The organism is Duganella sp. 3397, from assembly GCF_031456625.1.
Lineage (GTDB): Bacteria > Pseudomonadota > Gammaproteobacteria > Burkholderiales > Burkholderiaceae_D > Rugamonas > Rugamonas phyllosphaerae.
Genome location: NZ_JAVDVB010000003.1, coordinates 234,357 through 257,121 on the forward strand (window position 1 = coordinate 234,357; position 22,765 = coordinate 257,121).

General features: G+C 63.8%; 24 protein-coding genes. 12 read left to right on the forward strand and 12 right to left on the reverse strand.

What is annotated here, in order from left to right; all coding sequences use genetic code 11:
* Nucleotides 1–5: 5 nt before the first annotated feature.
* Nucleotides 6–971, reverse strand: coding sequence for a LysR family transcriptional regulator (locus J2X54_RS09730; RefSeq protein ID WP_310180111.1), 966 nt, complete (start codon nt 969–971; stop codon nt 6–8).
* A gap of 169 nt (nt 972–1,140) precedes the next feature.
* On the opposite strand from J2X54_RS09730, the gene J2X54_RS09735 reads away from it, so the two are divergent.
* Both J2X54_RS09735 and J2X54_RS09740 read left to right on the forward strand, forming a co-directional pair.
* Complete coding sequence (locus tag J2X54_RS09735) at nt 1,141–1,770, forward strand: response regulator transcription factor (protein ID WP_310180114.1); 630 nt, start codon at nt 1,141–1,143, stop codon at nt 1,768–1,770.
* A gap of 37 nt (nt 1,771–1,807) precedes the next feature.
* Complete coding sequence (locus tag J2X54_RS09740) at nt 1,808–2,893, forward strand: nitronate monooxygenase (RefSeq protein WP_310180116.1); 1,086 nt, start codon at nt 1,808–1,810, stop codon at nt 2,891–2,893.
* A 131-nt stretch (nt 2,894–3,024) separates the two neighbouring features.
* Here J2X54_RS09740 and J2X54_RS09745 read toward each other — a convergent pair whose 3' ends face one another.
* Nucleotides 3,025–3,315 (reverse strand): EexN family lipoprotein, encoded by a 291-nt coding sequence (locus tag J2X54_RS09745; RefSeq protein WP_310180117.1) that lies wholly within the window; start codon nt 3,313–3,315, stop codon nt 3,025–3,027.
* Between the two features lie 223 nt (nt 3,316–3,538).
* Between J2X54_RS09745 and J2X54_RS09750 the strand changes: the two genes are divergently transcribed.
* From J2X54_RS09750 to J2X54_RS09775, 6 genes are all read left to right on the forward strand, one after another.
* Nucleotides 3,539–3,673, forward strand: coding sequence for a hypothetical protein (locus J2X54_RS09750; RefSeq protein ID WP_310180118.1), 135 nt, complete (start codon nt 3,539–3,541; stop codon nt 3,671–3,673).
* A 50-nt stretch (nt 3,674–3,723) separates the two neighbouring features.
* Nucleotides 3,724–4,122: a hypothetical protein gene (locus J2X54_RS09755; RefSeq protein ID WP_310180119.1), complete on the forward strand. Its 399-nt coding sequence runs from the start codon at nt 3,724–3,726 to the stop codon at nt 4,120–4,122.
* An 8-nt stretch (nt 4,123–4,130) separates the two neighbouring features.
* The gene (locus J2X54_RS09760) at nt 4,131–4,529 is read left to right on the forward strand and encodes a GFA family protein (protein WP_310180122.1); all 399 of its coding nucleotides are present in this window, start codon (nt 4,131–4,133) and stop codon (nt 4,527–4,529) included.
* A gap of 81 nt (nt 4,530–4,610) precedes the next feature.
* Nucleotides 4,611–6,008: a CHASE2 domain-containing protein gene (locus J2X54_RS09765; protein ID WP_310180123.1), complete on the forward strand. Its 1,398-nt coding sequence runs from the start codon at nt 4,611–4,613 to the stop codon at nt 6,006–6,008.
* 13 nt (nt 6,009–6,021) lie between these two features.
* Nucleotides 6,022–6,387: a hypothetical protein gene (locus tag J2X54_RS09770; protein WP_310180124.1), complete on the forward strand. Its 366-nt coding sequence runs from the start codon at nt 6,022–6,024 to the stop codon at nt 6,385–6,387.
* Nucleotides 6,387–7,895, forward strand: a complete 1,509-nt coding sequence (locus J2X54_RS09775) for a M48 family metalloprotease (RefSeq protein ID WP_310180127.1) — start codon at nt 6,387–6,389, stop codon at nt 7,893–7,895. Before J2X54_RS09770 ends, J2X54_RS09775 begins: the two co-directional genes overlap by 1 nt.
* Nucleotides 7,896–7,923: 28 nt before the next feature.
* Here J2X54_RS09775 and J2X54_RS09780 read toward each other — a convergent pair whose 3' ends face one another.
* The 7 genes from J2X54_RS09780 to J2X54_RS09810 form a co-directional block, all read right to left on the reverse strand.
* Nucleotides 7,924–8,415, reverse strand: a complete 492-nt coding sequence (locus J2X54_RS09780; protein WP_070247395.1) for a VOC family protein — start codon at nt 8,413–8,415, stop codon at nt 7,924–7,926.
* Between the two features lie 106 nt (nt 8,416–8,521).
* Nucleotides 8,522–10,558 (reverse strand): M13 family metallopeptidase, encoded by a 2,037-nt coding sequence (locus J2X54_RS09785; RefSeq protein ID WP_310180129.1) that lies wholly within the window; start codon nt 10,556–10,558, stop codon nt 8,522–8,524.
* A gap of 149 nt (nt 10,559–10,707) precedes the next feature.
* A complete protein-coding gene (locus tag J2X54_RS09790; protein WP_310180131.1) occupies nt 10,708–11,283 on the reverse strand; it encodes a hypothetical protein in 576 nt (191 codons plus the stop codon).
* 125 nt (nt 11,284–11,408) lie between these two features.
* Nucleotides 11,409–12,065: a YoaK family protein gene (locus J2X54_RS09795; protein WP_070247398.1), complete on the reverse strand. Its 657-nt coding sequence runs from the start codon at nt 12,063–12,065 to the stop codon at nt 11,409–11,411.
* Between the two features lie 71 nt (nt 12,066–12,136).
* Complete coding sequence (locus J2X54_RS09800) at nt 12,137–12,562, reverse strand: DoxX family protein (RefSeq protein WP_310180136.1); 426 nt, start codon at nt 12,560–12,562, stop codon at nt 12,137–12,139.
* Nucleotides 12,562–14,493: an amidohydrolase gene (locus tag J2X54_RS09805; RefSeq protein WP_310181155.1), complete on the reverse strand. Its 1,932-nt coding sequence runs from the start codon at nt 14,491–14,493 to the stop codon at nt 12,562–12,564. Before J2X54_RS09805 ends, J2X54_RS09800 begins: the two co-directional genes overlap by 1 nt.
* Nucleotides 14,493–14,759 (reverse strand): XapX domain-containing protein, encoded by a 267-nt coding sequence (locus J2X54_RS09810; RefSeq protein ID WP_310180139.1) that lies wholly within the window; start codon nt 14,757–14,759, stop codon nt 14,493–14,495. The genes J2X54_RS09805 and J2X54_RS09810 overlap by 1 nt, the downstream gene beginning before the upstream one ends.
* Before the next feature lie 341 nt (nt 14,760–15,100).
* Here J2X54_RS09810 and J2X54_RS09815 point away from each other — a divergent pair, with 341 nt between their 5' ends.
* The 4 genes from J2X54_RS09815 to J2X54_RS09830 all read left to right on the forward strand — a co-directional run bounded on the left by J2X54_RS09815 (nt 15,101) and on the right by J2X54_RS09830 (nt 19,993).
* Nucleotides 15,101–15,775, forward strand: coding sequence for a response regulator transcription factor (locus tag J2X54_RS09815; RefSeq protein WP_310180141.1), 675 nt, complete (start codon nt 15,101–15,103; stop codon nt 15,773–15,775).
* A gap of 59 nt (nt 15,776–15,834) precedes the next feature.
* Nucleotides 15,835–16,161 carry a hypothetical protein gene (locus tag J2X54_RS09820; RefSeq protein WP_310180143.1) on the forward strand — a complete coding sequence of 109 codons (327 nt, stop codon included), beginning with the start codon at nt 15,835–15,837 and terminating at the stop codon, nt 16,159–16,161.
* A gap of 99 nt (nt 16,162–16,260) precedes the next feature.
* Nucleotides 16,261–18,411, forward strand: coding sequence for a TonB-dependent receptor domain-containing protein (locus J2X54_RS09825; protein WP_310180145.1), 2,151 nt, complete (start codon nt 16,261–16,263; stop codon nt 18,409–18,411).
* Between the two features lie 106 nt (nt 18,412–18,517).
* The gene (locus J2X54_RS09830) at nt 18,518–19,993 is read left to right on the forward strand and encodes a serine hydrolase (protein WP_310180147.1); all 1,476 of its coding nucleotides are present in this window, start codon (nt 18,518–18,520) and stop codon (nt 19,991–19,993) included.
* Between the two features lie 27 nt (nt 19,994–20,020).
* On the opposite strand, the gene J2X54_RS09835 is transcribed toward J2X54_RS09830, so the two are convergent.
* The 3 genes from J2X54_RS09835 to J2X54_RS09845 form a co-directional block, all read right to left on the reverse strand.
* Nucleotides 20,021–20,680: an acyltransferase gene (locus tag J2X54_RS09835; RefSeq protein WP_310180149.1), complete on the reverse strand. Its 660-nt coding sequence runs from the start codon at nt 20,678–20,680 to the stop codon at nt 20,021–20,023.
* Between the two features lie 48 nt (nt 20,681–20,728).
* The gene (locus J2X54_RS09840) at nt 20,729–21,625 is read right to left on the reverse strand and encodes an alpha/beta hydrolase-fold protein (RefSeq protein WP_310180152.1); all 897 of its coding nucleotides are present in this window, start codon (nt 21,623–21,625) and stop codon (nt 20,729–20,731) included.
* A gap of 91 nt (nt 21,626–21,716) precedes the next feature.
* Nucleotides 21,717–22,754 carry a GGDEF domain-containing protein gene (locus tag J2X54_RS09845; protein ID WP_310180155.1) on the reverse strand — a complete coding sequence of 346 codons (1,038 nt, stop codon included), beginning with the start codon at nt 22,752–22,754 and terminating at the stop codon, nt 21,717–21,719.
* Between the last annotated feature and the right edge of the window lie 11 nt (nt 22,755–22,765).

Below are 22,765 nucleotides of genomic sequence, written 5' to 3' on the forward strand. Positions count from 1 at the left end.
TTAATTCAAGGGGCGCGCCGCTCGGCCGCCCCTGCCCTCTTCATCGCAAGATCCCAGTACGGCGGATCGCCAAAAAATTCCTTCAAATGATTGATCAGCAGTTGCGTCTTGGCGTGGTTGGAACGTCCCGGCATGTGCACTGCGTGGATTGCCGACTCGGTCGGATCGTGCCGCGCGGCTGTGCTGCGCGCCAGCGGCGCCATCGGGAATACCGGTACCAGCGTGCCAGCGACGATGGCGTCGCTCACCATCCAGTTGGCCAGGTGAATGATGCCGACACCGGCAACGGCCGCCTGCATCAGGGTGTCGGTGTCGTCGCAGCGGAAGGCTGACTTGACGGGCAGCGGCTGGTTGTGGTTGACGCCGTCGAAGCGCCACCAGGCGCGTGGCGACTTGCCCACCATCGAGAGGCACTGGTGCTGCACCAGGTCGGCCGGTGTGGCCGGCCAGCCATGGCATTCCAGGTAGGCCGGGCTGGCGCTGACCACCCGGTGCTGCGGCGCCAGCCGGGTGGCCACCAGTTCGCCACTGGGCGGCACGCCGGCGCGGATCGCCACGTCCACGCGCTGTTCGGACAAGTCCACCACGCTGTCGCCCACCAGCATTTGCACTTCCAGCGCTGGATATCGCGCCAGGAAGCTGGCAATCGCCGGCGCCATGTGCATCCGTGCAAAGCCGGCCGGCACGGTCATCGTCAGCACGCCGCGCGGCGCCTGATCAAGTTCCTGCACCGCTGCCATGCCTTCGGCCAGCTCGGCGAGCATATTGCGCGCGCGCGGCAAAAAGCGTTCGCCGGCGTCGGTGAGCGCTACCTGGCGCGCGCCACGCACCAGCAGCCGCGCGCCCAGTTGCGCCTCGAGCGCGTCGAGCTTGCGCGATACCGACGATATCGACATTTCCAGCTGTGTTGCCGCGCGCGACAGGCTGCGGTGCTCCACCACCGCCAGCAGGCAGTGCAATGTATCGATCAAGATGCTCTCCAAGTTTGCAGATGTTGCAAAGGTCATTTGCATGTACGGCTATTGTGCCATTCTTTCAAGGGATGCATACTTTGTGTTGCACCGCACACTAGCGGTTACTCCAGATCGCCAGGCAGCGATCCTCAGAAAAGTTAATTTGGAATACCACACTCGTTTCAGCATGGACTCTCCACGCCCCATTTCCGTCCTCGTCGTCGATGACCACCCGCTGTTGCGGGCCGGCCTGGGCGAGGCCATTTCCAGCCAGGACGACATGCGCCTGGCCGGCGAAGCGAGCAACGGCCGCGAAGCGGTCGAGCGTTACCAGGAACTGCGTCCCGATGTCACCATCATGGATATCGCCATGCCCGAACTGGACGGGGTGGCCGCCTTGCAGCGCATCCGCGGCGAACATAGCGACGCGCGCGTGATCATGCTCACCACCTACAAGGGCGACGCCCAGATCCTGCGCGCGGTGCAGGCCGGCGCCGCCGGCTTCCTGCTCAAGAGCACCCTGCGCCGCGAACTGCTCGACACCGTGCGCGGCGTGCACATCGGCCAGCGCCGCATTCCGCCCGAAATCGCCATGGAACTGGCGCAGCACATGGGCCAGGGTCCGCTCAGCCCGCGCGAAATGGAAGTGCTGAACCACGCCGCTGGCGGCAACTCCAACCGGCGCATCGCCGAGCACCTGTCGATTTCCGAAGAGACGGTGAAGGCGCACATGAAAAACGTGCTGTCCAAGCTGGCTGCCAACGATCGCACCCACGCGGTGACGATCGCGCTCAAACGTGGGATCATTACGATCTAGAGCAAACCGCTCCGACCCTGAGCCAGGAGGCGGCACCATGGCAGCACTGCACCCGTTTTTCACGCAACTCGGCTTACGCCACCCCCTCATCGCCGCGCCCATGGCGGCCTTCTCCACGCCGACGATGGCCGCTGCGGTGACCAATGCCGGCGCGCTCGGCTCGCTGGCCATCGGCGCGGCCACGGTGGCGCAGTCGCGCCAGATGATCGAAGAGACCCAGGCACTGACCGCTGGCCCGATCAACGTCAACGTCTTTTGCCATCCCCCGGCCAGGCGCGACGCGCAGCGCGAAGCGGCCTGGCTGGCGTACCTGGCGCCGCTGTTCGCGCAGGCCGGCATCGTCCCGCCCACCGCGCTCGACGAGATCTACCAGACCTTCATCGAGGACGAGCAAGCGTTCCGGATGCTGCTGGACCTGCACCCGGCGGTGGTGAGCTTTCATTTCGGCCTGCCGCGCGCGGAGTGGCTGGCGGCATTTCGCGCGGCAGGCATCCGCACCATGGCCACGGCCACCAACCTCGATGAAGGGCGGCGCATCGAACAGGCCGGCATCGACGCCATCGTCGCGCAAGGCGTGGAAGCGGGCGGCCACCGGGGCATGTTCGATCCCGCTGCGCCCGATGAACTGCTGAGCACCTCGGTGCTGGTGCGGCTGCTGGCAAAACACGTGCAGTTGCCGGTAATTGCCGCCGGCGGCATCATGGACGGCGCCAGCATTCAGGCTGCGCTCGACCTGGGCGCGGCCGGCGCGCAACTGGGCACGGCCTTCCTGTTGTGCCCGGAATCGGCCGCCAACGCCGGCTACCGCGCCATGCTGCAAAGCGACCGCGCGGGCGCCACCCGGCTGACCGCTGCCATCTCGGGCCGCCTGGCGCGGGGCATGGTCAACCAGCTGATCGTCCATGGCGCAGCAAATGGCGCGCCGCCGCCAGCCGACTACCCGGTCGCCTACGACGCCGGCAAGCAGCTGCACGCAGCCGCCAGCAAGGCCGGCAACCACGAGTTCGCGGCGCACTGGGCAGGACAAGGCGCGCCGCTGATCCGCGCGATGCCGGCGGCGGACCTGGTGCGGGTATTGATGGATGAGGTGAACGCGATCACCGGGACGTTGCCGCCACGGTGACCACCAACTGAGCGCTACGGGGTATCACGCCAACCAAGGTTGGCGCGTCAGCGCCTCACACAGGAAACTACTTGTGCTGGCAACTACTTGTACTGGCAACTACTTGTACTGGCAACTACTTGTACTGGCAACTACTTGTTGGCGTTGCGGAGCTCCTCGGCGGTCTTGGCCTTGATCGTGATGCCGCTCCCCCTTGAGCTCCACACGAGCTGGTTCGCTGCAGTATGCGCATTCACGCAATTGGGCGTTGCCGCCAGCTCACCAGGATTGTTTTTACACTTCTCCAGAACGGCTGTTCGCTCGGTTTGGTGGGCTTTGTACCAGTCCACGGTTTGCACCACTTCAGGCGCCTTGGCTTCTTTGCAGCCAGCCAAGGCCGACAACGCAGCAGTCATCGCTAGCAGAACGGTTATTTGCTTCATTTTTATTCTCCAGAAAGGGGTTTCCATAAAGATAACATAGGAAAATACGAAAGCTTGGCACGGTACGTTTGCACCTGATCAAGACTGTCTACCTTAATTTATCTTTTAACGTGAAAATCATCTATGCATTTATACGAAAGCATAAGATGGCGATCTTTCAGCAACTTCAGCAGCGTCGCCATCACAAGGGAAAACCCTGCAGAGCCTTGCCACTTTGACCGGCATGAGCGTGCCACAGGTCAGCAACGTTTTGGGTGGAAAGGTCGACGCGCGGTTCGGTACCGTCGAAGCGCTGGCCAATGCGCTGGACGCCAGCCTGGTCGTAGTGCCCAAGCACTTGCGCATCGATATTTTCTGATAACGTGCATGGCTTACGCGACTCAGGCCGCAACTAAGAGGGGATAGCTGATGAACCACCGGCAGCAGATGTCCCGACCGCAATTGATCGGCTTATCGATCATCTTCGTCTGGTTTTTCATCGGCGGCATTGCGCACTTTGTCGCCACCGACCTCGAAGCGACCATCGTGCCGCCCTACATCCCGTGGCCTGTAACGGCAGTGCTGGTAAGCGGGGTGTTCGAGTTGCTGGGGGCAGCCGGCATCCTGGTACCAGCGCTGCGCCGGGCCGCAGGAGTCGGCCTCTTTCTGCTGACACTGGCGGTCACGCCAGCCCACATCTACATGCTGCAACAGCCGGAACTGTTCAATGTGCCGCTGTGGGCGCTGTGGCTGCGCCTGCCGATACAGGCGGCGTTGCTGGCATTGATCGCGTGGAGCACCTGGCGACCGCGCGGCAACCGGAGGTAGGAAAACCATTGAAAACCTACCATGGCAGCTGCCATTGCGGCGCAGTGCGCTTTGAAGCGGACATCGACCTCGCTGCCGGCACCATCAAGTGCAATTGCTCGATCTGCGCGAAGCTGCGCTTTTGGCCGGCGATCGTCAAGCCGGCGGCGTTCCGCCTGCTGCGCGGCGAGCCAGAACTGGGCAATTACCAGTTGCTGACCAGGACCGATCAGCACCTGTTTTGCCAGCACTGCGGCGTCCACGCCTTCGGTATCGGCCGCTCGCCGCGCTGGGGCGACTTTTACGCCGTCAACCTGTCGTGCCTCGACGATGCGACCCCGGAAGAACTGGCAAATGCTCCCATCACTTACCTGGACGGAAAAAACGACAACTGGGATGCTGCACCAACCGGGGTACGACACCTGTAGTTATCAAGATAGCTTTTTGTTGTAAAAAAAACTCTCTTAAGGCATTATGGAAACTATTTCCATAGATAAAGAGTTAACCGCATGTCAGCAGATCGAAAGACGTTCAAGCGGCGCATGGGCGAGTGCCTGTTTGCGCTGGCAGTGGGGCTGCTGCTGACAATGATGATGGAATGGGCGGTGGGTGAAGACTTCATGACGCGCCAGCAGGCGCGGGCCTATGCTCCCATCGCCGGCATCACGTATGGTGAAGGCAGCCGGGACGATATCCGCGTGCTGCTGATCGACGATGCCGCGCTGGCCGCCGCCGGCCAGGAGTGGCCGGCCCGCTACAGTTATTCGGCGCGCCTGCTGCGTGCAGTGGGCCAGTACCAGCCCAAGGCGGTGTTTGTCGATATCTATTACAGCGCGCGCCGCGACGATGAGAGCCTGCGCTCCCTGATCGACCAGGTGTGTGCGCTGCATGCACAGGGTACCCGGGTATTCATGGCCACTGCCCGTAACCGCGATCAGCAATATTCCCTGCGCCCGGAACTCGAAGCATTGGCCGGCCGCTGTTTTGAAAAAGTCGCCGTCAGTTATACCCCGGATGAACTCGACCGCCTGGCCTGGACCTATAACCTGGGCACGCCCGGCGCCGGCCATGGCGCAGCCGGCCTGAAAAGCGCCGCGCTGGCGTTGTACGAGACCAGCGGCAAAACCGTGCCGGTCGAGCACCACGCGATGGCGCTGACCTGGGGCAGTCACAGCGCTGCCCACGGCGTGGACTGGGTGGTCAACAATCCCGAGACCGGCAAGCCGACGTCCTACTGCCGCAACACGCTGGGCCTCGGCGAATTGATGCCTCCGGGCATGCGCAGCAGCTTCTACACCGACGGCGACAAGCCGATCTGCGTGTTCCATGAAACCATCCGGGCCGGCGCACTGGCCTCGACCACGCCGGAAGAAGATGCACACCTGCGCCAGCTGATCGCCGGCAAGGTCGTGCTGATCGGCACCGCCCTGTCCGACTCCAACGACCTGGTGCTCTCGCCGCTGCACGGCCGCATTCCCGGCGTCTACCTGCATGCGATGGCGCTCGATAACCTGATGAATTTTGGCGAGGATTATGCCCGCGCCATGCATCTCTCGTTTGACGTCAGCAACATCAAGCTGCTGCTGTTCCTGGTGGTGGCCATGGTGCTGGTCACGTTGCTGCCCAAGCAGCTCATGGAATGGCTGGGCTGGAGCCTGGCCCGCAAGCCCGCAGGCAAGCACGACTGGCGCGGGGCCGCGCGCTATCTGCTGTCGTGCGTGGTGCGGGTGCTGCTGTCGCTGGCCGTGGGCTGCCTGCTGCTGTGGATCGGCCAGTACTGGCTGGGACTCGGCTTCCTCTCGATTATCAATGTCATGGTCCTGACCATGCTGGCCGAATGGTTCGACTTCAATGAAAAACTGCTCGACTATATTTTCCCGCACCTTGAAGCACCTGAAGCCCACTAGAAAGGAACCTGGCATGTCTCTGCGTTTTCCCCGTCTCGCCATTGCCGCCATGTTGTGCGTGCTGGCCTCCCCCGCCGCCCTTGCCGGCGACCTGATCACCAGCGTCAAGGGCAAGCAGGTGGAATTGTTCGACACCCCCGACGACGCCAAGCCGGGCCGCAAGGTGGACGTCACCGGCCTGCCGTGGGCCATCAAGGAAGAAAAAAACGCCTTCTTCAAGGTGAACGTTGGCGGCAAGGATGGCTGGGTGGACTCCATGCAGGTGATGGTGCCGCGCAGCGTCAAGTCCGATTGCGCCCCCAAGATCGGCATGCACCAGGGTAAAGTGCCGGATAACAACGCGGCAACCCCGGGCGCGGCCATGACGCGGTGCCCGTAATGAGGCGCGGCGCCAGGCTGTATGCCAGCTTGCTGGCTTTGCCACTGCTGACGCTGTGCGCCAGCGCGCAGGCAGAAGCCGAGGCCGAGTCGAAAATGATCGCGGCCGTGAAAACCGTCGGCGAACTGCCACCCGCACCGCCGCACCAGTGGAGCGACCTGGCCGCGGACCTGAACGACAATCGCGCGGCCGGCAACGGCCTGGTGTCGGCGCCGGCGCTGCAGCGCTATCTGAACCGGCTCTACACCAGCATCAAGACTGCCGCCGGCGTGTCCGAATGGCCGGGCCAGGTATATATCTCGTCCGACACCACGCTCAACGCCCATGCCTCGGCGTCGGGCAATATCTACCTGCACATGGGGCTGATTCAATCGGTGGATTCGGAAGACGAAATTTACGGCGTCATGGCGCATGAATTCGCCCACGTCTACCTGAACCACCAGGCCGCCTACGAGGCGCACCAGGTCACCTCGAATGTAGCCGCCGGCGCCAAGGCGCTGCTGCTGGGGTTTTTCAAGAAGAAGCTGCCGGGTACCAATACCAGCTGGAGTCCGTTCGACAGCGTGGCGCTGGTCGATTCGGTGGTGCACGAATCACTGCTGCCGGTCTGGCAACGCGACGTGGAAGAACAGGCCGACATGTTTGCCGGCACCCTGATGCTGCGCGAACGCTATTCTTATCCCGCAGGCTACAAGGTGTTCCTCGAACGGCTGGCCACGCTGGAACAGCGCGACGTGGCGCCGTCGCCGTTTGCACAGAACGCTGTTGCTGGCACTGGTGCCGGTACCGGCGCAGCTGCCGCGCCGGCCACCGGTGCTGCCCGCAAAACCCACGCCACCGCGCGCGAGCGCGAAGAGGTCCTGACCGCCAAAATGCTGCCGCTGATGCCGCGCCCGCGTCCCGCGCCGCGCAAGCAGGAATGGCAAGCCGTGCTGCAAGAGCAGGAGACCGCCGAACTGCTGGCCCATTTCGCGCTGCGCGCCGACATCACCAGCCTGCAAGCGGCAGGACGCCATGCCGACGCCGTCAAACTGGCGCAGAAGGCAGCATCGGGCGCCACCGCCGGCGACGCCACCATGCTGCTGGTGCTGCAAGACGCGATGAGCAAAGCCGGTACCAACATCGACGAGCAGCGCACTGTGCTGCTGCGCAACCGCAACTGGCCGGAGCGCGCCTGGTCGCTGCAATACCAGGCGGCCGCGCTGGTCAAACCGGAGCAGGCAGTCTTCGCGAAAGAGTTCTTGCAGGAGCAGTACGCATACTTCGGCGAAACGCCGCGTACCTGGCCGGACATGGTGGGCTTTTATTTCCGCAACGACGACAAGCTGTCGCAGATGGCCCTCTCGCTCAAGTGCGTCACCGATGCGCGCTTCCGCGATGCCTGCAGCGAACGCGCCCGGACCGATGCCCAGCGCCAGCAGGCCGCCGCCCAGCAGGCCGCGCGCGAACAGCAGCAGGCGGACAGCTTGCAGAAAAAAATCAACACGATTTTCAAGATCAAGCAGTGATGCTGCCTGCGCCAGCGCACCGATCAATCTAGTCGCTGGTAGCGGTCACGGCGATTGCCGCCTCGATACGGGCCACGTCGATTTTCTGCATCGTCATCATGGCCTGGAACGCCCGCTGCGCCACCTCCCCGCCCTGCGCGATGGCATCGGTGAGCACGCGCGGCGTGATTTGCCACGACAGGCCCCAGCGGTCCTTGCACCAGCCGCATTCGCTGGCCACGCCGCCGTTGTCGATGATGGCGTTCCAGTAGCGGTCGGTCTCGGCCTGGTCGTCCGTGGCGATCTGGAACGAGAAGGCTTCGCTGTGGCGGAAAGTGTCGCCACCGTTCAAGCCGATGCAGGCGACGCCGCACACGGTAAATTCCACCGTCAGCACGTCGCCCGCACTGCCGCTGGGATAGTCGGCCGGGGCCAGGTGCACCGGACCGACCGCACTGTCGGGAAACACGCTGGCGTAGAAGTTGGCGGCCTGCAGGGCGTCGCGGTCGTACCACAGGCAAATAGTATTTTTAGCCATCATCACTCTCCTCGGGAAGGTTGGCGAGAGAGGAAATACTACGCCGAAGGCAGACAACGGGCCGCACGCTGCATGATTAACAAATGATTACCAAATGATTACCAAATGGTTACCACATGAGCACGCGCTGCTCCGGCGGCAAATACATCGGATCACCAGGCTTGATGTCGAACGCTTCGTAGAAGCCTGGCTGGTTCATTACCGTGCCCTTGGCGCGGAATTCGCCGGGCGAATGGGGGTCGCTCTTGATCTGGGCGATAGCCGCTTCGGGGCGCAGCTTGGCGCGCCATTTCTGGGCAAAGCCGATGTACAGGCGCTGCTCGCCGGTCAGGCCGTCGATGACCGGCGATGGCTTGCCGCCCAGCGAGCGCTGGTATGCCTTGTAGGTGAGCGACAGGCCGGAGTTGTCGCCGATGTTTTCACCGAGCGTCAGCTCGCCGTTGATGTGGTAGCCCGGCACCGGGCTGTAGGCGCCGTATTGCTTGACCAGGCCGGCGGCGCGGGCCTTGAAGGCGGTGCGGTCTGCCGGCGTCCACCAGTTGCGCAGGCGGCCCTTGGCATCGTACTGGCTGCCGGAGTCGTCGAAGGCGTGGCTGATTTCGTGACCGAAAGTGATGCCCAGCAGGCCGTAGTTCACCGCGTCTTCGGCCTTGACGTTGAAGAACGGCGGTTGCAGGATCGCGGCCGGAATCGTGATCGAATTGAGCGCCGGGCTGTAGCTGGCATTGACGGTTTGCGGCGTCATCGACCATTCGTCGCGGTCCACCGGTTTGCCCAGCTTGTCGAAGTTGTTCTGACGGCTCCAGGCGCGCGCGGCGCGCACGTTGGCGATCAGGTCCTTCGGCTGGGTTTTCATGGCGCTGTAGTCGCGCCATTTGTCCGGGTAGGCGATCTTCGGTTTCAATGCAGCCAGCTTGAGCTGCGCTTCCTTCTTGGTCTCGGCACTCATCCAGTCCAGGTGCTCGATGCCGTCCCTGAACGACGCGACGAAATTGTCGAACATGGCCATCACGCGCGGACGCGTTTCCGGCGGCAGGTACATCGCCACGTATTTTTTGCCGACCGCGTCGCCCAGTGCACCATCGGTGAATTTCAACGCCAGCTGCCACAACGGTTCGCTTTGTGGCACGCCGCGCAGGGTGGTGCCTTCGAAGGCAAAGCGCTCTTTGACTGCCGCGCTGTCCAGGTACGAGGCGTAGCTTTCGACGATGCGCCAGTTCAGGTAGCTCTTCCAGGCGTCGAGCGGCACGGCCGCCACGGTCTCGGAAAAGCCGGTCAGGAAGCTCGGCTGGCGCACCACGGCCGAGCTCTCCTTGGCCGCGTAGCCGGCGGCGGCAAAGTAGGCGTTCCAGTCGAAGGCTGGGGCCAGCGCGGCAAACTTGTCCAAGTCCACGCGGTTATATGATTTGACGGGATCGCGCATCTGCACCCGGGTCCATTGCACGGCGGCCAGGCGGGTCTCGATGTCGAGCACCTGGGCCGCGTGGGCGGCGGCCTGCTTGTCGCCGCTCATGGCGAGCATGGCCTCGACATGCTTGAGGTACTTGTCGCGCACGGCCTTGAGCTTGGCGTCGTCGTCCTTCAGGTAGTAGTCGCGGTCGGGCAGGCCCAGGCCGGACTGGCTGACGTTGATGGTGTAGCGCTCGGGATCCTGCGCATCGGGCGCCACGCCGGCCGAAAACGGTGTCTGGATGCCGCTGCGCTGCAGCGCTGCGAACAATGCCGGCAAGTCCTGCTTGTCCTTCAGGGCGGCCACACTGGCCAGTTCGGCCTTGAGCGGCTTGAAGCCGGCAGCGTTGCGCGCCTTTTCATTCATGTAGCTGGTGTACAGGTCGGCGATCTTGCGAGTGTCGCTGCCGGCCTTGCCCGGGTGCTTGACCGTGTCGTCGAACAGCGCGCGCAACTGGCCCTGGGCAATCTCGCGCAGCTCCACGTACGTGCCCCAGGTCGATTTGTCGGCCGGGATCTCGGTGTTGCGGGCCCACACGCCGTTGACATAACCATAAAAATCAACCTTGGGGCTGACAGCCGGATCGAGGGTTTTGAGGTCGATGCCGGAGACAGGCGCAGCCGTTTCGGCGCGCAACGATGGGGAGGACAGGGCAAGCAAGGCGCAACAGGCGGCGCTGATCAGCGTACGGTACACAGGATTCCTTCAGGGTTAATCAGGAGGCACATGCCAGTGTTGGTCACACCAGGAATGCGACAAAAGATTATACCTATCAAGCAATACCGAAAACAGGGCGAATATGTATCAAGCCAGGATACAAACCAATTCGCCGGTGGCGCTCCATTTCACCCCAGGGCTTGCCGCAGATTGTGCAACCAGCCGATGGCAATGGCGCCTGAATCGTCGCGATCGACAGCCTTGGCCTCTGCCACGATGTCACTGTCACTGTCACTGCCGGCCGCGAGTGCGGCCAGCGCCACGAGGGATTTGTAATACGTCGCGTGCCTGGCCAGCGCGTCGGCGGCCCGCTCCTGGAACCCGGCATCGACGTAAGCCGCTGTCGCCACCAGTTGCGGCGCGGTCCAGCTGCCTGCCCGGATGCGCTGCCACAGCGCCTCGATCGTCCGCGGAGAGGTAAAACCCGCAGCCAGCGCGATACATGCAATGTTGTGATACCGCCAGTTCAGGGAGCCGAGAAGGTGCACGATGTCCGTTTCGAGTTGCGCTCCGGGTTGATCGGCGAGAAATGATCTGATCTTGTCCACCTCCTGCTGCGCCGCACTGCCTGTCAGCGACAGAAACGCCAGGTAGTTGAAACGGCTGACCCGGTGCGGACGACCGTCGAATTCACCGTCGGTAAAGAACAGCGTTTGCGACGCTGCGGCTTCGGCCGCACGGTCGATCGGTGGAAATTCGCGCATACCATCCTCGACAGCAAAAATCCGATTGTGGCAGTGCCGGGACGACCATGACAACACCGGTGGTATCGCAAAAAAAGCCGCGCGGCCCTGGTGGGCGGCGCGGCTCGAAGCACTGCACAGGAAGATCAGTCCTTGGTGGCGGCGGCCATGAACACCAGCACCACGCACGGCACCAGCAAACCGGTAAAGCCGAACGACATGTAGGCATAGGCGCCGAGGATACAGCCGGCGGCAAAGGCCAGCACCGGCCATACCAGCACCTTGCAGCGGCCCAGTGCTGCCGGGTCGCCGCGCAGCGAGTCGGTCAGTTCGATTACCAGCTGGGTGACGTTACCGGTCATCACCGTGGTGGCGGCCGACTTACCGAGCAGCAGCTTGCCGTAGGCGTTTTGGGTGGCCATGGCGCCGGCGCAGATCATGCCGGTAAGCAGGCTCAACGGCTGGTGGGCATTGGCCATCGGCGAGGCGATATCAGCGCACACCACGGTGGCTACCAGCAGGAACAATTGCAGCAGATAGCTGTTGCGCAGTGCAGGGCTGCTGTTGCGCTCCCAGTGCAGGATCAGCATGCGCGAAATGGCCACGAACAAAATGAAAACCGGGAACACCAGCAATTTCGGGATGATCTCGTGCGCCGGTTCGACCAGCGCGCGGCCGATCAGCACGAAGTTGCCCGTGACGTGGGCGGTGAACAGCCCGAACAGGCCGATAAAGCCCAGTGTGTCGACATAGCCGCCCAAAAATGCCAGTGATATGCCTTGCTTGATATTGCCTCGTTCCATACTGTTTCCTTAATTGCTAAATTACTTCAATTACTTCAATTACTTCAATTACTTCAATTACTTGCCTTACTTTACTTCGGCCGAGCCGGACGGCGCTCCGCCAGGTCGAGCCAGGCGACCAGCAGGAATGCCCCCGCCAGGCCCAGGTGCTCGAAGAAACCGTTCTCGGCCGACATGCGGGCGGCGCCCGTCATCTGCCAGAACGGTCCGGCAACGGCCGATGCCATCACCGTAAACACGGCCAGGTAAGCAGCCCCGAGCCAGCGATAGAAGCCGGTCAGTATCATCAAAGAGCAGCCAAGCTCGCCGATGATGACGACCGCCGCCATCGGCGCGGCCGGCGACACGCCGAAGTGCTCCATCTCGGCAATCGCCGAGTTGAAGTCGGCCAGCTTGTCGATACCGCCCTGCAGGTACGCAGAGCACAGCAGCAACAGGCAAACCCAGCGCACCCACGGAGCGCGCAGGAAAGCCGGCAAAGCCAGGGCGCCCGACATCACACCGCCCAGCAGGCGCAGCCCAACGCACCCCAGAAACTCTTGAGGTCGGTGGTAGGCAGCTTGCTGGCCCACGCCGAAGCGTGCTGGTGGCCGTGGACGTTACACTCGTTGGCGCAGCCGCACGATGCCGCCTGGGCACGCAGTTGGGCTTGCTGCTGCTTGCGCTTTTCCAGTTCCTGCAAGGCAGCGCGGTTATTGCCGATCTGCTCGCCCCAACCGGCGTATCCGCCGAAGCGGCGCACCGGCGACCAGTCCGGCATGGCCGGTGGCGGTGGCGTGTCGAGCGCGGCGAAGCGACCGGCCGCGTACACGACTTTGCCGCCGACTACCGTGAGCTCGGATGTCATGTCGGTGATTTCGCTTTCGGCGCACGCATAGAAATCCTTGTCCGGCACGATCAGGTCGGCCAGCTGGCCCGCTTCGATGCGGCCCTTCTTGCCTTCTTCGTTCGAGAACCAGGTGGTGTTCTCGGTCCACATGCGCAGCGCCGTTTCGCGGTCGAGGCAGTTGGCGCGCGGGTACAGCTGCATGCCGCTCACGGTCTTGCCGGTGATGAGCCACGACAGCGACACCCACGGGTTGTACGAGGCCACGCGCGTGGCGTCGGTGCCGGCCGAGGTTTTCACGCCAGCCTCGAGGATTTTTTTCACGGGAGGCGTGGCTTCCGCGGCGCCGTGGCCGTAACGCTCGACGAAGTATTCGCCCTGGTACGCCATGCGGTGCTGCACGGCCACGCCGCCGCCCAGTGCGGCAATCCGGTCGATCGAGCGGTCGGAGATGGTTTCGGCGTGATCGAAGAACCAGTTCAGGCCCGTCAGCGGAATGTCCTGGTTCACGCGCTCGAACACGTCCAGCGCGCGGCTGATGGTTTCGTCGTAGGTGGCGTGCATGCGCCATGGCCAGCGGTTCTGCGCCAGGATGCGCACCACGCCTTCCAGGTCGTCTTCCATGGTGTCCGGCAGGTCCGGACGCGGCTCGCGAAAGTCTTCGAAATCCGCTGCCGAGAAGGTCAGCATTTCGCCGGCGCCGTTGTGGCGGAAATAGTCGTCCCCCTGCTGGTACGTCACGCTCTGGGTCCAGTTGAGGAAGTCTTCCTTTTCCTTTTTCGGCTTTTGGGTAAACAGGTTGTAGGCCAGGCGGATGGTCAGCTGCTTGGCGTCCGACAGCTGCTGGATCACTTCGTAGTCGTCCGGGTAGTTCTGGAAACCGCCGCCAGCGTCCAGCACACCGGTCACGCCCAGGCGATTGAGTTCGCGCATGAAGTGACGGGTGGAGTTGACCTGGTATTCGAGCGGCAGCTTGGGGCCCTTGGCCAACGTGGAGTACAGGATGGCCGCATTCGGCTTGGCCAGCAGCAGGCCGGTCGGGTTGCCGGCACCGTCGCGCAGGATCTGGCCGCCCGCCGGTTCCGGCGTGTCCTTGGTGTAGCCCACGGCGCGCAGCGCGGCGCCGTTGAGCAGCGCGCGGTCGTACAGGTGCAGGATGAACACCGGGGTGTCGGGCGCCACCGCGTTCAGCTCCTCGATGGTCGGCAAACGCTTTTCGATGAACTGGTGTTCGGTGAAACCGCCCACCACGCGCACCCATTGCGGCGCCGGGGTGATGTCCACCTGCGCCTTGAGCATGCCCATGGCGTCGGCCAGGCTGCGCACGCCGTCCCAGCGCAGTTCGAGATTGAAGTTCAGACCGCCGCGAATGATGTGGCAGTGGTTGTCGATCAGGCCTGGCAGCACGCGCTTGCCATGCAGGTCGATGACCTGGGTGTTGGGACCGGCCAGCGCCATGATTTCGTTGGCGCGGCCCACGTGGGTAAAGCGGCCATCCTTGATGGCCACCGCTTCGGCGTGCGGGTTGCTGCGATCGAGCGTGGTAAACAGGCCGCGATGCAGGATCAGGTCAGGCGTGGCGTTGGTGGTGGATTGGGACATCATGCGCTCCTCTTGGTGTCGTCGGATTTTTGGGCGCCCGGCAGTTCACCGAAGCAGTGTGGCTTGACGTGGTCTTCCACCCACGAGACCTTGGTTGCTTCGGGCTTGATCCACGTGCGCACCAAAGGCGGAATCTGCTCGCCGATCAGGATACCGGCCAGGCCGAGCAAGGCGATCACCGGCGGCGCCGGCGAACGTACATTCAACAACGCGTAGATGACACCGACCAGCAGGCCGGTAGCGATCGATATGACATACATTCTCATGGCGGGGCGCTCCTTAAAAGTCAAAACTGTACTACCTGAAGTCCGGCGCCACACCTGTCTTTGGGCAGGGGGCGCAGCTTCAAACTGGAGAGCACAGTGTAGGGGCGCGGCCCGGCCTTGCCATCACTGGTATTGACCCTTTGCCACTACCTCTTTCGGGTGATGCTGCGCCCTATCCCTTTCGTATCACTCTATCTAGGGAGGGACGTACCCCCGGATCGGGTCGTGGCAATTTGCACAATCGCAGGTACGCTGTGGTCACGCTGGCGAACCATCGCCGGCACGGCAAACACGGAGAAAACGATATGCGACTCGATAGCAAAAGCTGGCCTCAAGGGGCCATGGGAAATAGCTCGGGCCAGAACGGATACAACGGCGCCGCGCAACACGGAGAAAAAGTCACGGTACTGGTGGCCCACGCGGACGCCATCGTCAGCGCCGGCCTGGCCGCGCTGCTCGGCGCCAGCGTCGACATGAACGTGCGCGTGGTGCAAGAAGGCGCCGATGTGGCCGGCGCCGACGTCGTCATCCTCGACCACAAGGCCGGCATGGAACACATGCGCCGCGCCGGCAGCGCCCACCACGGCGACGCCCAGCCACGCGTGCTGATCGTCACCCAGCTCGACCGCGAATGGGAAGTGCGCACGGCGATGATGGCGGGCGTGCACGGCTACCTGCTGCAAAACAGCCCGGCCGACCAGCTGCTTACCGCCGTGCGCACGCTGGGACGCGGCACACGCTACCTGAGCGCGGAGCTGAGCCGCTGCGTGGCCGACAGCTTTACCCGCATTGGCCTCACCAGCCGCGAAACCGACGTGCTGCAACTGCTGGCGCAGGGCCAGTGCAACAAGACCATTGCGCGCGAGCTGGGCATCGGCGTGGGCACGGTCAAAACCCACGTCAAGGGCCTGTTCGACAAGCTGGGCGCCACGGCCCGCACGCATGCGGTAGTGCTGGCCACCAGGCGCGGCCTGGTGGGCGATTACTCGGGCGCGCGTGAACAAAGCCAGCATTGACACAGTTAATAAACTAACAATCGTTGTCGTTATGGGTTCATCCCTGTAGAATCGCGCCCATGCACGCCCTCGCCTCCAGTTCCACCACGTCACACCGCAACTCGCGCTACCAGCGCCTGGTGATGGTGTTCGTGCTGCTGTTCCTGGCGTTGCAGCTGCTCGGCTCGAATGCGCACGCACACGCGTACGCCGAAAACCACACCGATTGCGCCGCCTGCCAGGTGGCCGACATGCCACTGGGCGACCTGCCGCCGCCGGCCACGGTGGCGCCGGTCGCTGCCCTGGTGGCGTATGCGCCGCCGATCCCTTCGCACCACGATCCGCTGGTATGCACCAGCTGCATCACCCCGCCTTCGCACGCACCGCCTGCTGCTGTCCTCTCCTGACCGTACTTACCCCGCACTGCCAGCCGGGGTCTGACCCCGTACGGGGTCCGACCCCACGTGTTTGCGGGGTTCCAACTCGCCAATACCCAAGGATAGAACATGCAACACGCCCCTAAACTGCGCGCCCTGCCACTGCTGCTGGCCGCCGCTTTCTACACCACCCACTCCCACGCCGAAGATGCGGACACCAGCACCGACAAGCCGATGCAGCAAGTGGAGGTCACCGCCGCCCACCTGAAGAGCGCCCGCATCGACCTGTCGCCCAACGTGGGCACCACCGTGTATTCGATCGACCGCCACATGATCGACCAGCTGGGCCAGGGCGACAACACGCCGTTCAACGAAGTGCTGCTGCGCCTGCCCGGCGTGAGCCAGGACTCCAAGGCGTCCGGTTCCATCCACGTGCGCGACGACCATGCCAACGTCCAGTACCGCGTCAACGGCGTGCAGCTGCCGGAAAGTATCAGCGGCTTCGGCCAGTCGATCGACACCCGTTTCGTCCAGCAAACCGACTTCATTACCGGCGCGTTGCCGGCGCAATTCGGCCTGCGCACGGCCGGCATCGTCGACATCCAGACCAAGGAAGGCACCACCCAGCCGGGCGGGCGCATCGGCGTACTGGCCGGCACCAACAACTACTACGCGCCGAGCGCGGAATTCTTCGGCACCCAGGGCGCCTTCAATTACTACCTGTCGGGCAGCTATGTACGCAACGACATGGGCATCGAAAATCCGCTGCCCACGCGCGACGCCCTGCACAACCATACCCAGCAAACCAAGTCGTTCGGCGCGCTGTCGTACTTCCTCGACGACCAGACCCGCCTGGGCCTGATGTTCGGCACCTATAACGGCCGCTTCCAGATTCCGAACAACCCGGACCAGGCGCCCGCATTCTCGCTCACCGGCCAGAGCGATGCCGGCGCCGGCACCACCAACGCGCCGTCGTCGCAGCTGGACCAGAAGCAGCGCGAAGTGAACCGCTTCGTGGTACTGTCGCTGCAAAAAAGCCTGGGCGACCTCAATTACCAGGTGTCGGCCTTCCACCAGTACTCGGAACTGCACTACACGCCCGATGCGCTGGGCGACCTGATTTACAACGGCGTCGGTTCCAATACGCTGCGTTCCAATTCGGCCAGCGGCGCGCAATTCGACACCAGCTACAAGCTCAATCCCGAACACACGCTGCGCGCCGGCCTGGCGTACACGCGCCAGAACACCCACAGCGACAATTCGGTTGCAGTCTTCGACACCAACGATGACGGCACCCAGGCATCGAGCGACCCGCGCACCATCGTCGACAACAGCCGCCAGACCGGCAAGTTGGGCAGCGTGTACGTGCAGGACGAATGGCACATCGCCGCCCCGCTCACGCTGAACTACGGCATCCGCTACGACAAGGTGCAGGCCTTCATCAACGAGCAGCAATGGAGCCCGCGCGCAAACCTGGCCTGGCAGGTGGGCAAGGACACCGCGCTGCACGCCGGCTACTCGCGCTACTTCACGCCGCCGCCGCAGGAACTGGCCGCGCAGGAGAGCATCGACAAGTATGCCGGCACCACCAATGCGCCGGCAGTGGGCGTGTCGGACAACGTGCGCGCCGAGCGCACCAACTACTTCGACGTGGGCGTGAGCCACAAGGTGAACGGCCAGCTGACCGTCACCGCAGACGCCTACTACAAGAAGATCCACAACATGCTCGACGAAGGCCAGTTCGGCCAGGCGCTGATCCTGTCGCCGTTCAACTATGAGCGCGGCTTTGCGAAGGGCGTGGAACTGTCGGCGATTTACAGCCAGGCCCACTGGGGCGGCTTCCTCAACCTGACCACGCAGCGGGCCAAGGCGCAGAATATCGTCTCGGGCCAGTCGCTGTTTGGCGTGGACGAACTGGCGTACATCAGCAACCACTACATCTACGTCGATCACGACCAGACCTACACGGTATCGGGCGGCGCCCATTACCACTGGGGCGATTCGCAGGTCAGCAGCGACTTCCTGTACGGCAGCGGCCTGCGCACCACGCCGGACGGCGCCGCGCCGAATTCGGGCCACCTGCCGTCGTACACCACGGTCAACCTGGCGTTCACGCACAACTGGAAACAGACCGGCGCCGGCGACATCGAGGGCCGCATCGCGGTGATCAACTTGTTCGACAAATCGTACCTGCTGCGCGACGGCTCCGGCGTGGGCGTGGGCGCGCCGCAGCACGGCGCCCGCCGCTCGCTGTATGCGGGGCTGTCGACCAGTTTTTAAGAGCCCATGCGCGCACGCGTGGCCGTTGTGCTCGCAGGATGATGCAGGCATAATCGAGTCGATTTGCTCGTGAAAGTTGACTCGAAAGTTGCCTGCATGTTGCTCTATGCCGAATAAGCTGGTCTCCCGCCTGGTCATCGCCACCGGCGCCCTGCTGGTGGTAGCCGCCGGTGGCGCCCTCACCCTCGTCGGCCGTCCGCCCGAGCTGCTGCGCGTGGGCGCCAGTTACGGCGCCAAGATGGTTTGCTCCAATGTCTTCATCGCCCATCGCGATCCGCAATCCGTGCTGGCCGCCGACGTGCAGGCGCCCGGCCATCCTCTGCTCAAATACCTGCGGGTGCGGGTGGACCAACAACACAAGACCGTCCACGCCGACTTCCTCGGCATCCTGGGCAAGGGCCTGGCCGTGTACCGTCCCGGCACCGGCTGTGCTGCCGTGCCGGATGGCGACCTGGCGCAGGCCAACCAATATCAATATCCGCCGCTGCGCATCTGGAGCGCGTCCCCCAACGTGCCCTGGCCCACCGGCTCGATGACGGAGACCGTGCCGGCATTGCAGGCGGCCGTCAACGACGACGCGCTGGCCGGACCCGGCATGCGCGGCCTGGTGGTGATCCATCGCGGCCGGCTGGTGGCGCAGCGCTACGGCGCCGGCTTCGGTGTTGCCACGCCGCTCCTGGGCTGGTCGATGACCAAGACCGTCAGTGCGGCGCTGGTCGGCATCGAGATCGCCAGAGGCAACCTGGCGCCGGACCGCAAAGGCTTCTGGCCCGAACATGCCGACCCGCGCGCACAGATCACGGTCGCGCAACTGATGTCGATGACCAGCGGCCTGCAGTTCAATGAATCCTACGGCGACGTCTCCGATGTGACGCGCATGCTGTACCTGGAGCCGGACATGGCGGCCTACGCCGCCGCACAGCCACTGGCGCACGCGCCGGGCACGGTGTGGAATTATTCGAGCGGCAGCACGGTGCTCTTGTCGCGCGTCTGGCAGCGCGCGGCAGCGGGCCCCAACATGCCGGTCAAGCCGATGACCGGTCCCACGGCGGTCGGCGTGCTGGCCCTGCCGCACGACCAGCTGTTTGCACCGCTGGGCATGAGCAGCGCCATCATCGAAGCCGACGCGCGCGGCACGCTGGTCGGTTCGAGCTATATGTACGCCAGCACCCAGGACTGGGCGCGCTTCGGCCAGTTCCTGCTGCAGGACGGCGTCTGGCAAGGCAAGCGGATTTTACCGGCGGGGTTTGTCGCGTCGATGCAGGCGGTGGCGCCGGCGTCCGGCGGCCAGTACGGCCAGGGGCTGGTGTGGCGCCAGGGACCGTCGTCGGGACAGAACGCCGACGGTCCGTACGGCCTGCCGGCAGACACATACTGGATGCAGGGTCACGACGGCCAGTCGATCGCCATCGTGCCGTCGCGCCAGCTGGTGGTGGTGCGGCTGGGATTGACGCCACGGGCGTTGCAGTACCGGCCGCAGGCGTTGCTGGCGGCGGTGGTCAAGCAGGTCGATGCGATGCCGGCGCCTGTGGTTCAATCGAATGTGGTGCCGGACCTTGATCCGGACGAGGAGTCGGACTGACAAGCGCCGCCGCTCAGCTATGAATGGCTACGTGCCGGTCTCCACCTGCCCCACCACGCGCGCCGGATTGCCGGCGACGATGGACAACGGCGGCGCCTCGAAGCCCGGCGGCAGCACGCTGCCTGCCGCGAGCACACTGCCGTCGCCCACGCGGCAGCCCTTGAGTATCGTGACGCGGGCGCCAATGAACACGTCGTTGCCGATGTGCACCGCTCGCGGGCGCTGGTCGTTCATGGCCCGCCGCGCCACCGCCAGTTCGTGGAAATTCGAGTCGGTGATCAGCACTTCCTGGCCGATCATGCAGCGCTCGCCGATATGGATGCCCGCTCCCTCCGACAGGATCGAAGCGCGGTTATTCAACGTCGTGCATGCACCGATCTCGATCAGTGAAGCCTCGTTGCGCGCCTCCAGGTAGCTACTGGCGTAGGCGCCCGGTGATTGCGCCACCCCCAGCACGGTAGTGCCGGACAAGCGTATCCGGCCGCGCCCACGAAACAGCGCAGGGCTCATCAGGTTCAGTGCGGTTGCGCCGCCGGGCACGACCGGCACCACTTCCACCATGGCCTTGTTCGACACATGATAGAAATAATGGATCAGAACCGCGCGCACCGCGTTCTCGAGCAGCGTCGGCTCGCTTTGGATCACGCCAATGCGCAAACTTTCCAGGTCCAGCGGGTTGAATGTCAATGCAGCCTCCTTTGGGGACGGTCAGCCTCTCATATTTATTTCAGTCGGTCAATGTTTGACAAGCGTGGCGGGCACCGCCCATTTCAACGCTGCCGTAATCATGTCCGGAAATACATCGAGGTGATCGCGGCCGTTCCACACGTGGAGTTGCGTGGTCAAGTGCGGGTAGCGGCGGGCCTTGAAGGCCCGGTCGAATTTTTTCAGGTCCGCCACCATGTCGGCATCGCCTGCCGACTCCAGCGCGCCGACCGAAAAGAATATGTCTGCGATGAGGTCGCTATTGGACGCGACGAATTTTTTCTGGCGGCTGAACATCACGTCATCGTCATACCACAGCGATGGGCTGCTGATGACGTATTTGCTGAACATGCTCGGGCTGGTCAATACGATATGCGCGCCGAGCAAACCACCATACGAATGGCCGACGAACGTCGTGCGCGTCATGTCGGCCCGATAGCGTGCGGCGATCAGCGGCAAGACGTCGCTGGCAAGAAACCGCCGATAAGCTTCGGCTTCACCGAACAATACCGGTCGTCCCGGCATATCGGAACTCAAGCCATCAGTTGGCCGCGGCGTCGGCGTGTAGTCACGGCGGCGGCTGTATTCCGGCGTATCGCCCACTGCATACGACAATCCCACCAGGATGAACGGGGCGATCGATTTTTTGTCGCTGCCCACGCGGGCGGCGATGGCGCGCACCAGCGGGAAGGCGTAATCGGCATCGGTCACGAACACCACCGGCAAGGGCGGGCCGGTGTCGGCGTAACCGGCGGGCAGGCTGACGAACACCTGGTAATCGCGGTTCAACGACTTGGCGCGGATGGTGGTGACCGAGGTATTGCCCAGTTGGTAGGGTTGGCCGTCCCGCTGAACGACAGGCGCCGCCATCGATGACATCATGAGCGGTGCGAGAATGGCAACAATGGCGAAACGAAAAGTGGACACGCGGACTCCGGTTTGCGACAGGAAGAGTCATTATGCGACGTCTGTCGCATAAGAGCAAGTCACACCAGCAGCGCCAATATGGCCAGACGCCTCACTGACGCTCCTCCATCGCCCCCGCCAGGCGCACCATATTACGTCCACCCTCCTTGGCAGCGTACAGCATCTTGTCCGCCTGCTCCAGCCATTCCGACGCCAGGCCGCCACGCGGCATCGGCGCCACGCCGATCGAGGCGGTGATCGGGTGGCCATCGAGCAAGGGCGCGGTGGCCACCGCACTGCGCAGCGTTTCGGCCAGTTTGCCGGCGGCGCGCAGGCTGGCGCCGTTGGCGATGATGGCGAATTCCTCGCCGCCGTAGCGGAAAATTTCGTCGGTCACGCGGGTGTGGTGGCGCAGCACGTCGCACAGGCGGCGCAGCACCTGGTCGCCAGCCGGGTGGCCATGCTGGTCGTTGACCTGCTTGAAGTGGTCGAGGTCGAGCAGCAGCAGGCAGGCTTCCGGCTGCGGACGGCGCTCGGCCGCGTAGCTGATCAGCTTGCTGTCGAAGGCGCGGCGGTTGCCCGCGCCGGTGAGGAAGTCGCGCTCCGCCTCGATGTGCAGCTCGCGGTTCTGCAGGCCGGTGCGGTACGAGAAAATGTAGGCGAACAGGTTGACCAGCGAAATGGTGACCACCACCGTAAGCAGGTTGAGCACTTCCATCTGCGGCAGCAGCATGGCCACCAGCACCAGCAGCGAGACACTGTTGATCCCCAGCGCCACCCTGGGCCGCAGCATGAAGAACGCCGCGATCATGGTGGGATACGCCCAGTACACCAGCGGCATGCCGCGCAGGTAGATGGTCGCCAGCATGCCGGCCGAGTAAAACAGCGTGACGCCCAGGCTGGCCAGCTTGTAGCGGCCCGTGTGCCACACGTGCACGATCACCAGCGACATGGCCAGCACCAGCGCCAGGTCCACCACCGCCGACAGCCAGGCGCCCTGCCACAGCCGGTACAGGCCGAACGGCAAAATGCTGGGGATGCTCAGCGCGCACATGATCATCAGGATGATCTCTTCCTTGCTGCGCTCGCGACGGTCCGACAGCCACGCAAACGGGCTGTCCTTGCTGTTTCTCGACTCTGGTATCGGCACTGCTTGTCTCT

Excerpts from the sequence above, each read along its gene's own strand:
- J2X54_RS09735 (WP_310180114.1), top strand. The coding sequence starts at position 1,141 with ATGGACTCTCCACGCCCCATTTCCGTCCTCGTCGTCGATGACCACCCG.
- J2X54_RS09740 (WP_310180116.1), top strand. The coding sequence starts at position 1,808 with ATGGCAGCACTGCACCCGTTTTTCACGCAACTCGGCTTACGCCACCCC.
- J2X54_RS09745 (WP_310180117.1), bottom strand. The coding sequence starts at position 3,315 with ATGAAGCAAATAACCGTTCTGCTAGCGATGACTGCTGCGTTGTCGGCC.
- J2X54_RS09750 (WP_310180118.1), top strand. The coding sequence starts at position 3,539 with ATGAGCGTGCCACAGGTCAGCAACGTTTTGGGTGGAAAGGTCGACGCG.
- J2X54_RS09755 (WP_310180119.1), top strand. The coding sequence starts at position 3,724 with ATGAACCACCGGCAGCAGATGTCCCGACCGCAATTGATCGGCTTATCG.
- J2X54_RS09765 (WP_310180123.1), top strand. The coding sequence starts at position 4,611 with ATGTCAGCAGATCGAAAGACGTTCAAGCGGCGCATGGGCGAGTGCCTG.
- J2X54_RS09770 (WP_310180124.1), top strand. The coding sequence starts at position 6,022 with ATGTCTCTGCGTTTTCCCCGTCTCGCCATTGCCGCCATGTTGTGCGTG.
- J2X54_RS09775 (WP_310180127.1), top strand. The coding sequence starts at position 6,387 with ATGAGGCGCGGCGCCAGGCTGTATGCCAGCTTGCTGGCTTTGCCACTG.
- J2X54_RS09780 (WP_070247395.1), bottom strand. The coding sequence starts at position 8,415 with ATGATGGCTAAAAATACTATTTGCCTGTGGTACGACCGCGACGCCCTG.
- J2X54_RS09790 (WP_310180131.1), bottom strand. The coding sequence starts at position 11,283 with ATGCGCGAATTTCCACCGATCGACCGTGCGGCCGAAGCCGCAGCGTCG.
- J2X54_RS09795 (WP_070247398.1), bottom strand. The coding sequence starts at position 12,065 with ATGGAACGAGGCAATATCAAGCAAGGCATATCACTGGCATTTTTGGGC.
- J2X54_RS09800 (WP_310180136.1), bottom strand. The coding sequence starts at position 12,562 with ATGTCGGGCGCCCTGGCTTTGCCGGCTTTCCTGCGCGCTCCGTGGGTG.
- J2X54_RS09805 (WP_310181155.1), bottom strand. The coding sequence starts at position 14,493 with ATGTCCCAATCCACCACCAACGCCACGCCTGACCTGATCCTGCATCGC.
- J2X54_RS09810 (WP_310180139.1), bottom strand. The coding sequence starts at position 14,759 with ATGAGAATGTATGTCATATCGATCGCTACCGGCCTGCTGGTCGGTGTC.
- J2X54_RS09815 (WP_310180141.1), top strand. The coding sequence starts at position 15,101 with ATGGGAAATAGCTCGGGCCAGAACGGATACAACGGCGCCGCGCAACAC.
- J2X54_RS09820 (WP_310180143.1), top strand. The coding sequence starts at position 15,835 with ATGCACGCCCTCGCCTCCAGTTCCACCACGTCACACCGCAACTCGCGC.
- J2X54_RS09825 (WP_310180145.1), top strand. The coding sequence starts at position 16,261 with ATGCAACACGCCCCTAAACTGCGCGCCCTGCCACTGCTGCTGGCCGCC.
- J2X54_RS09830 (WP_310180147.1), top strand. The coding sequence starts at position 18,518 with ATGCCGAATAAGCTGGTCTCCCGCCTGGTCATCGCCACCGGCGCCCTG.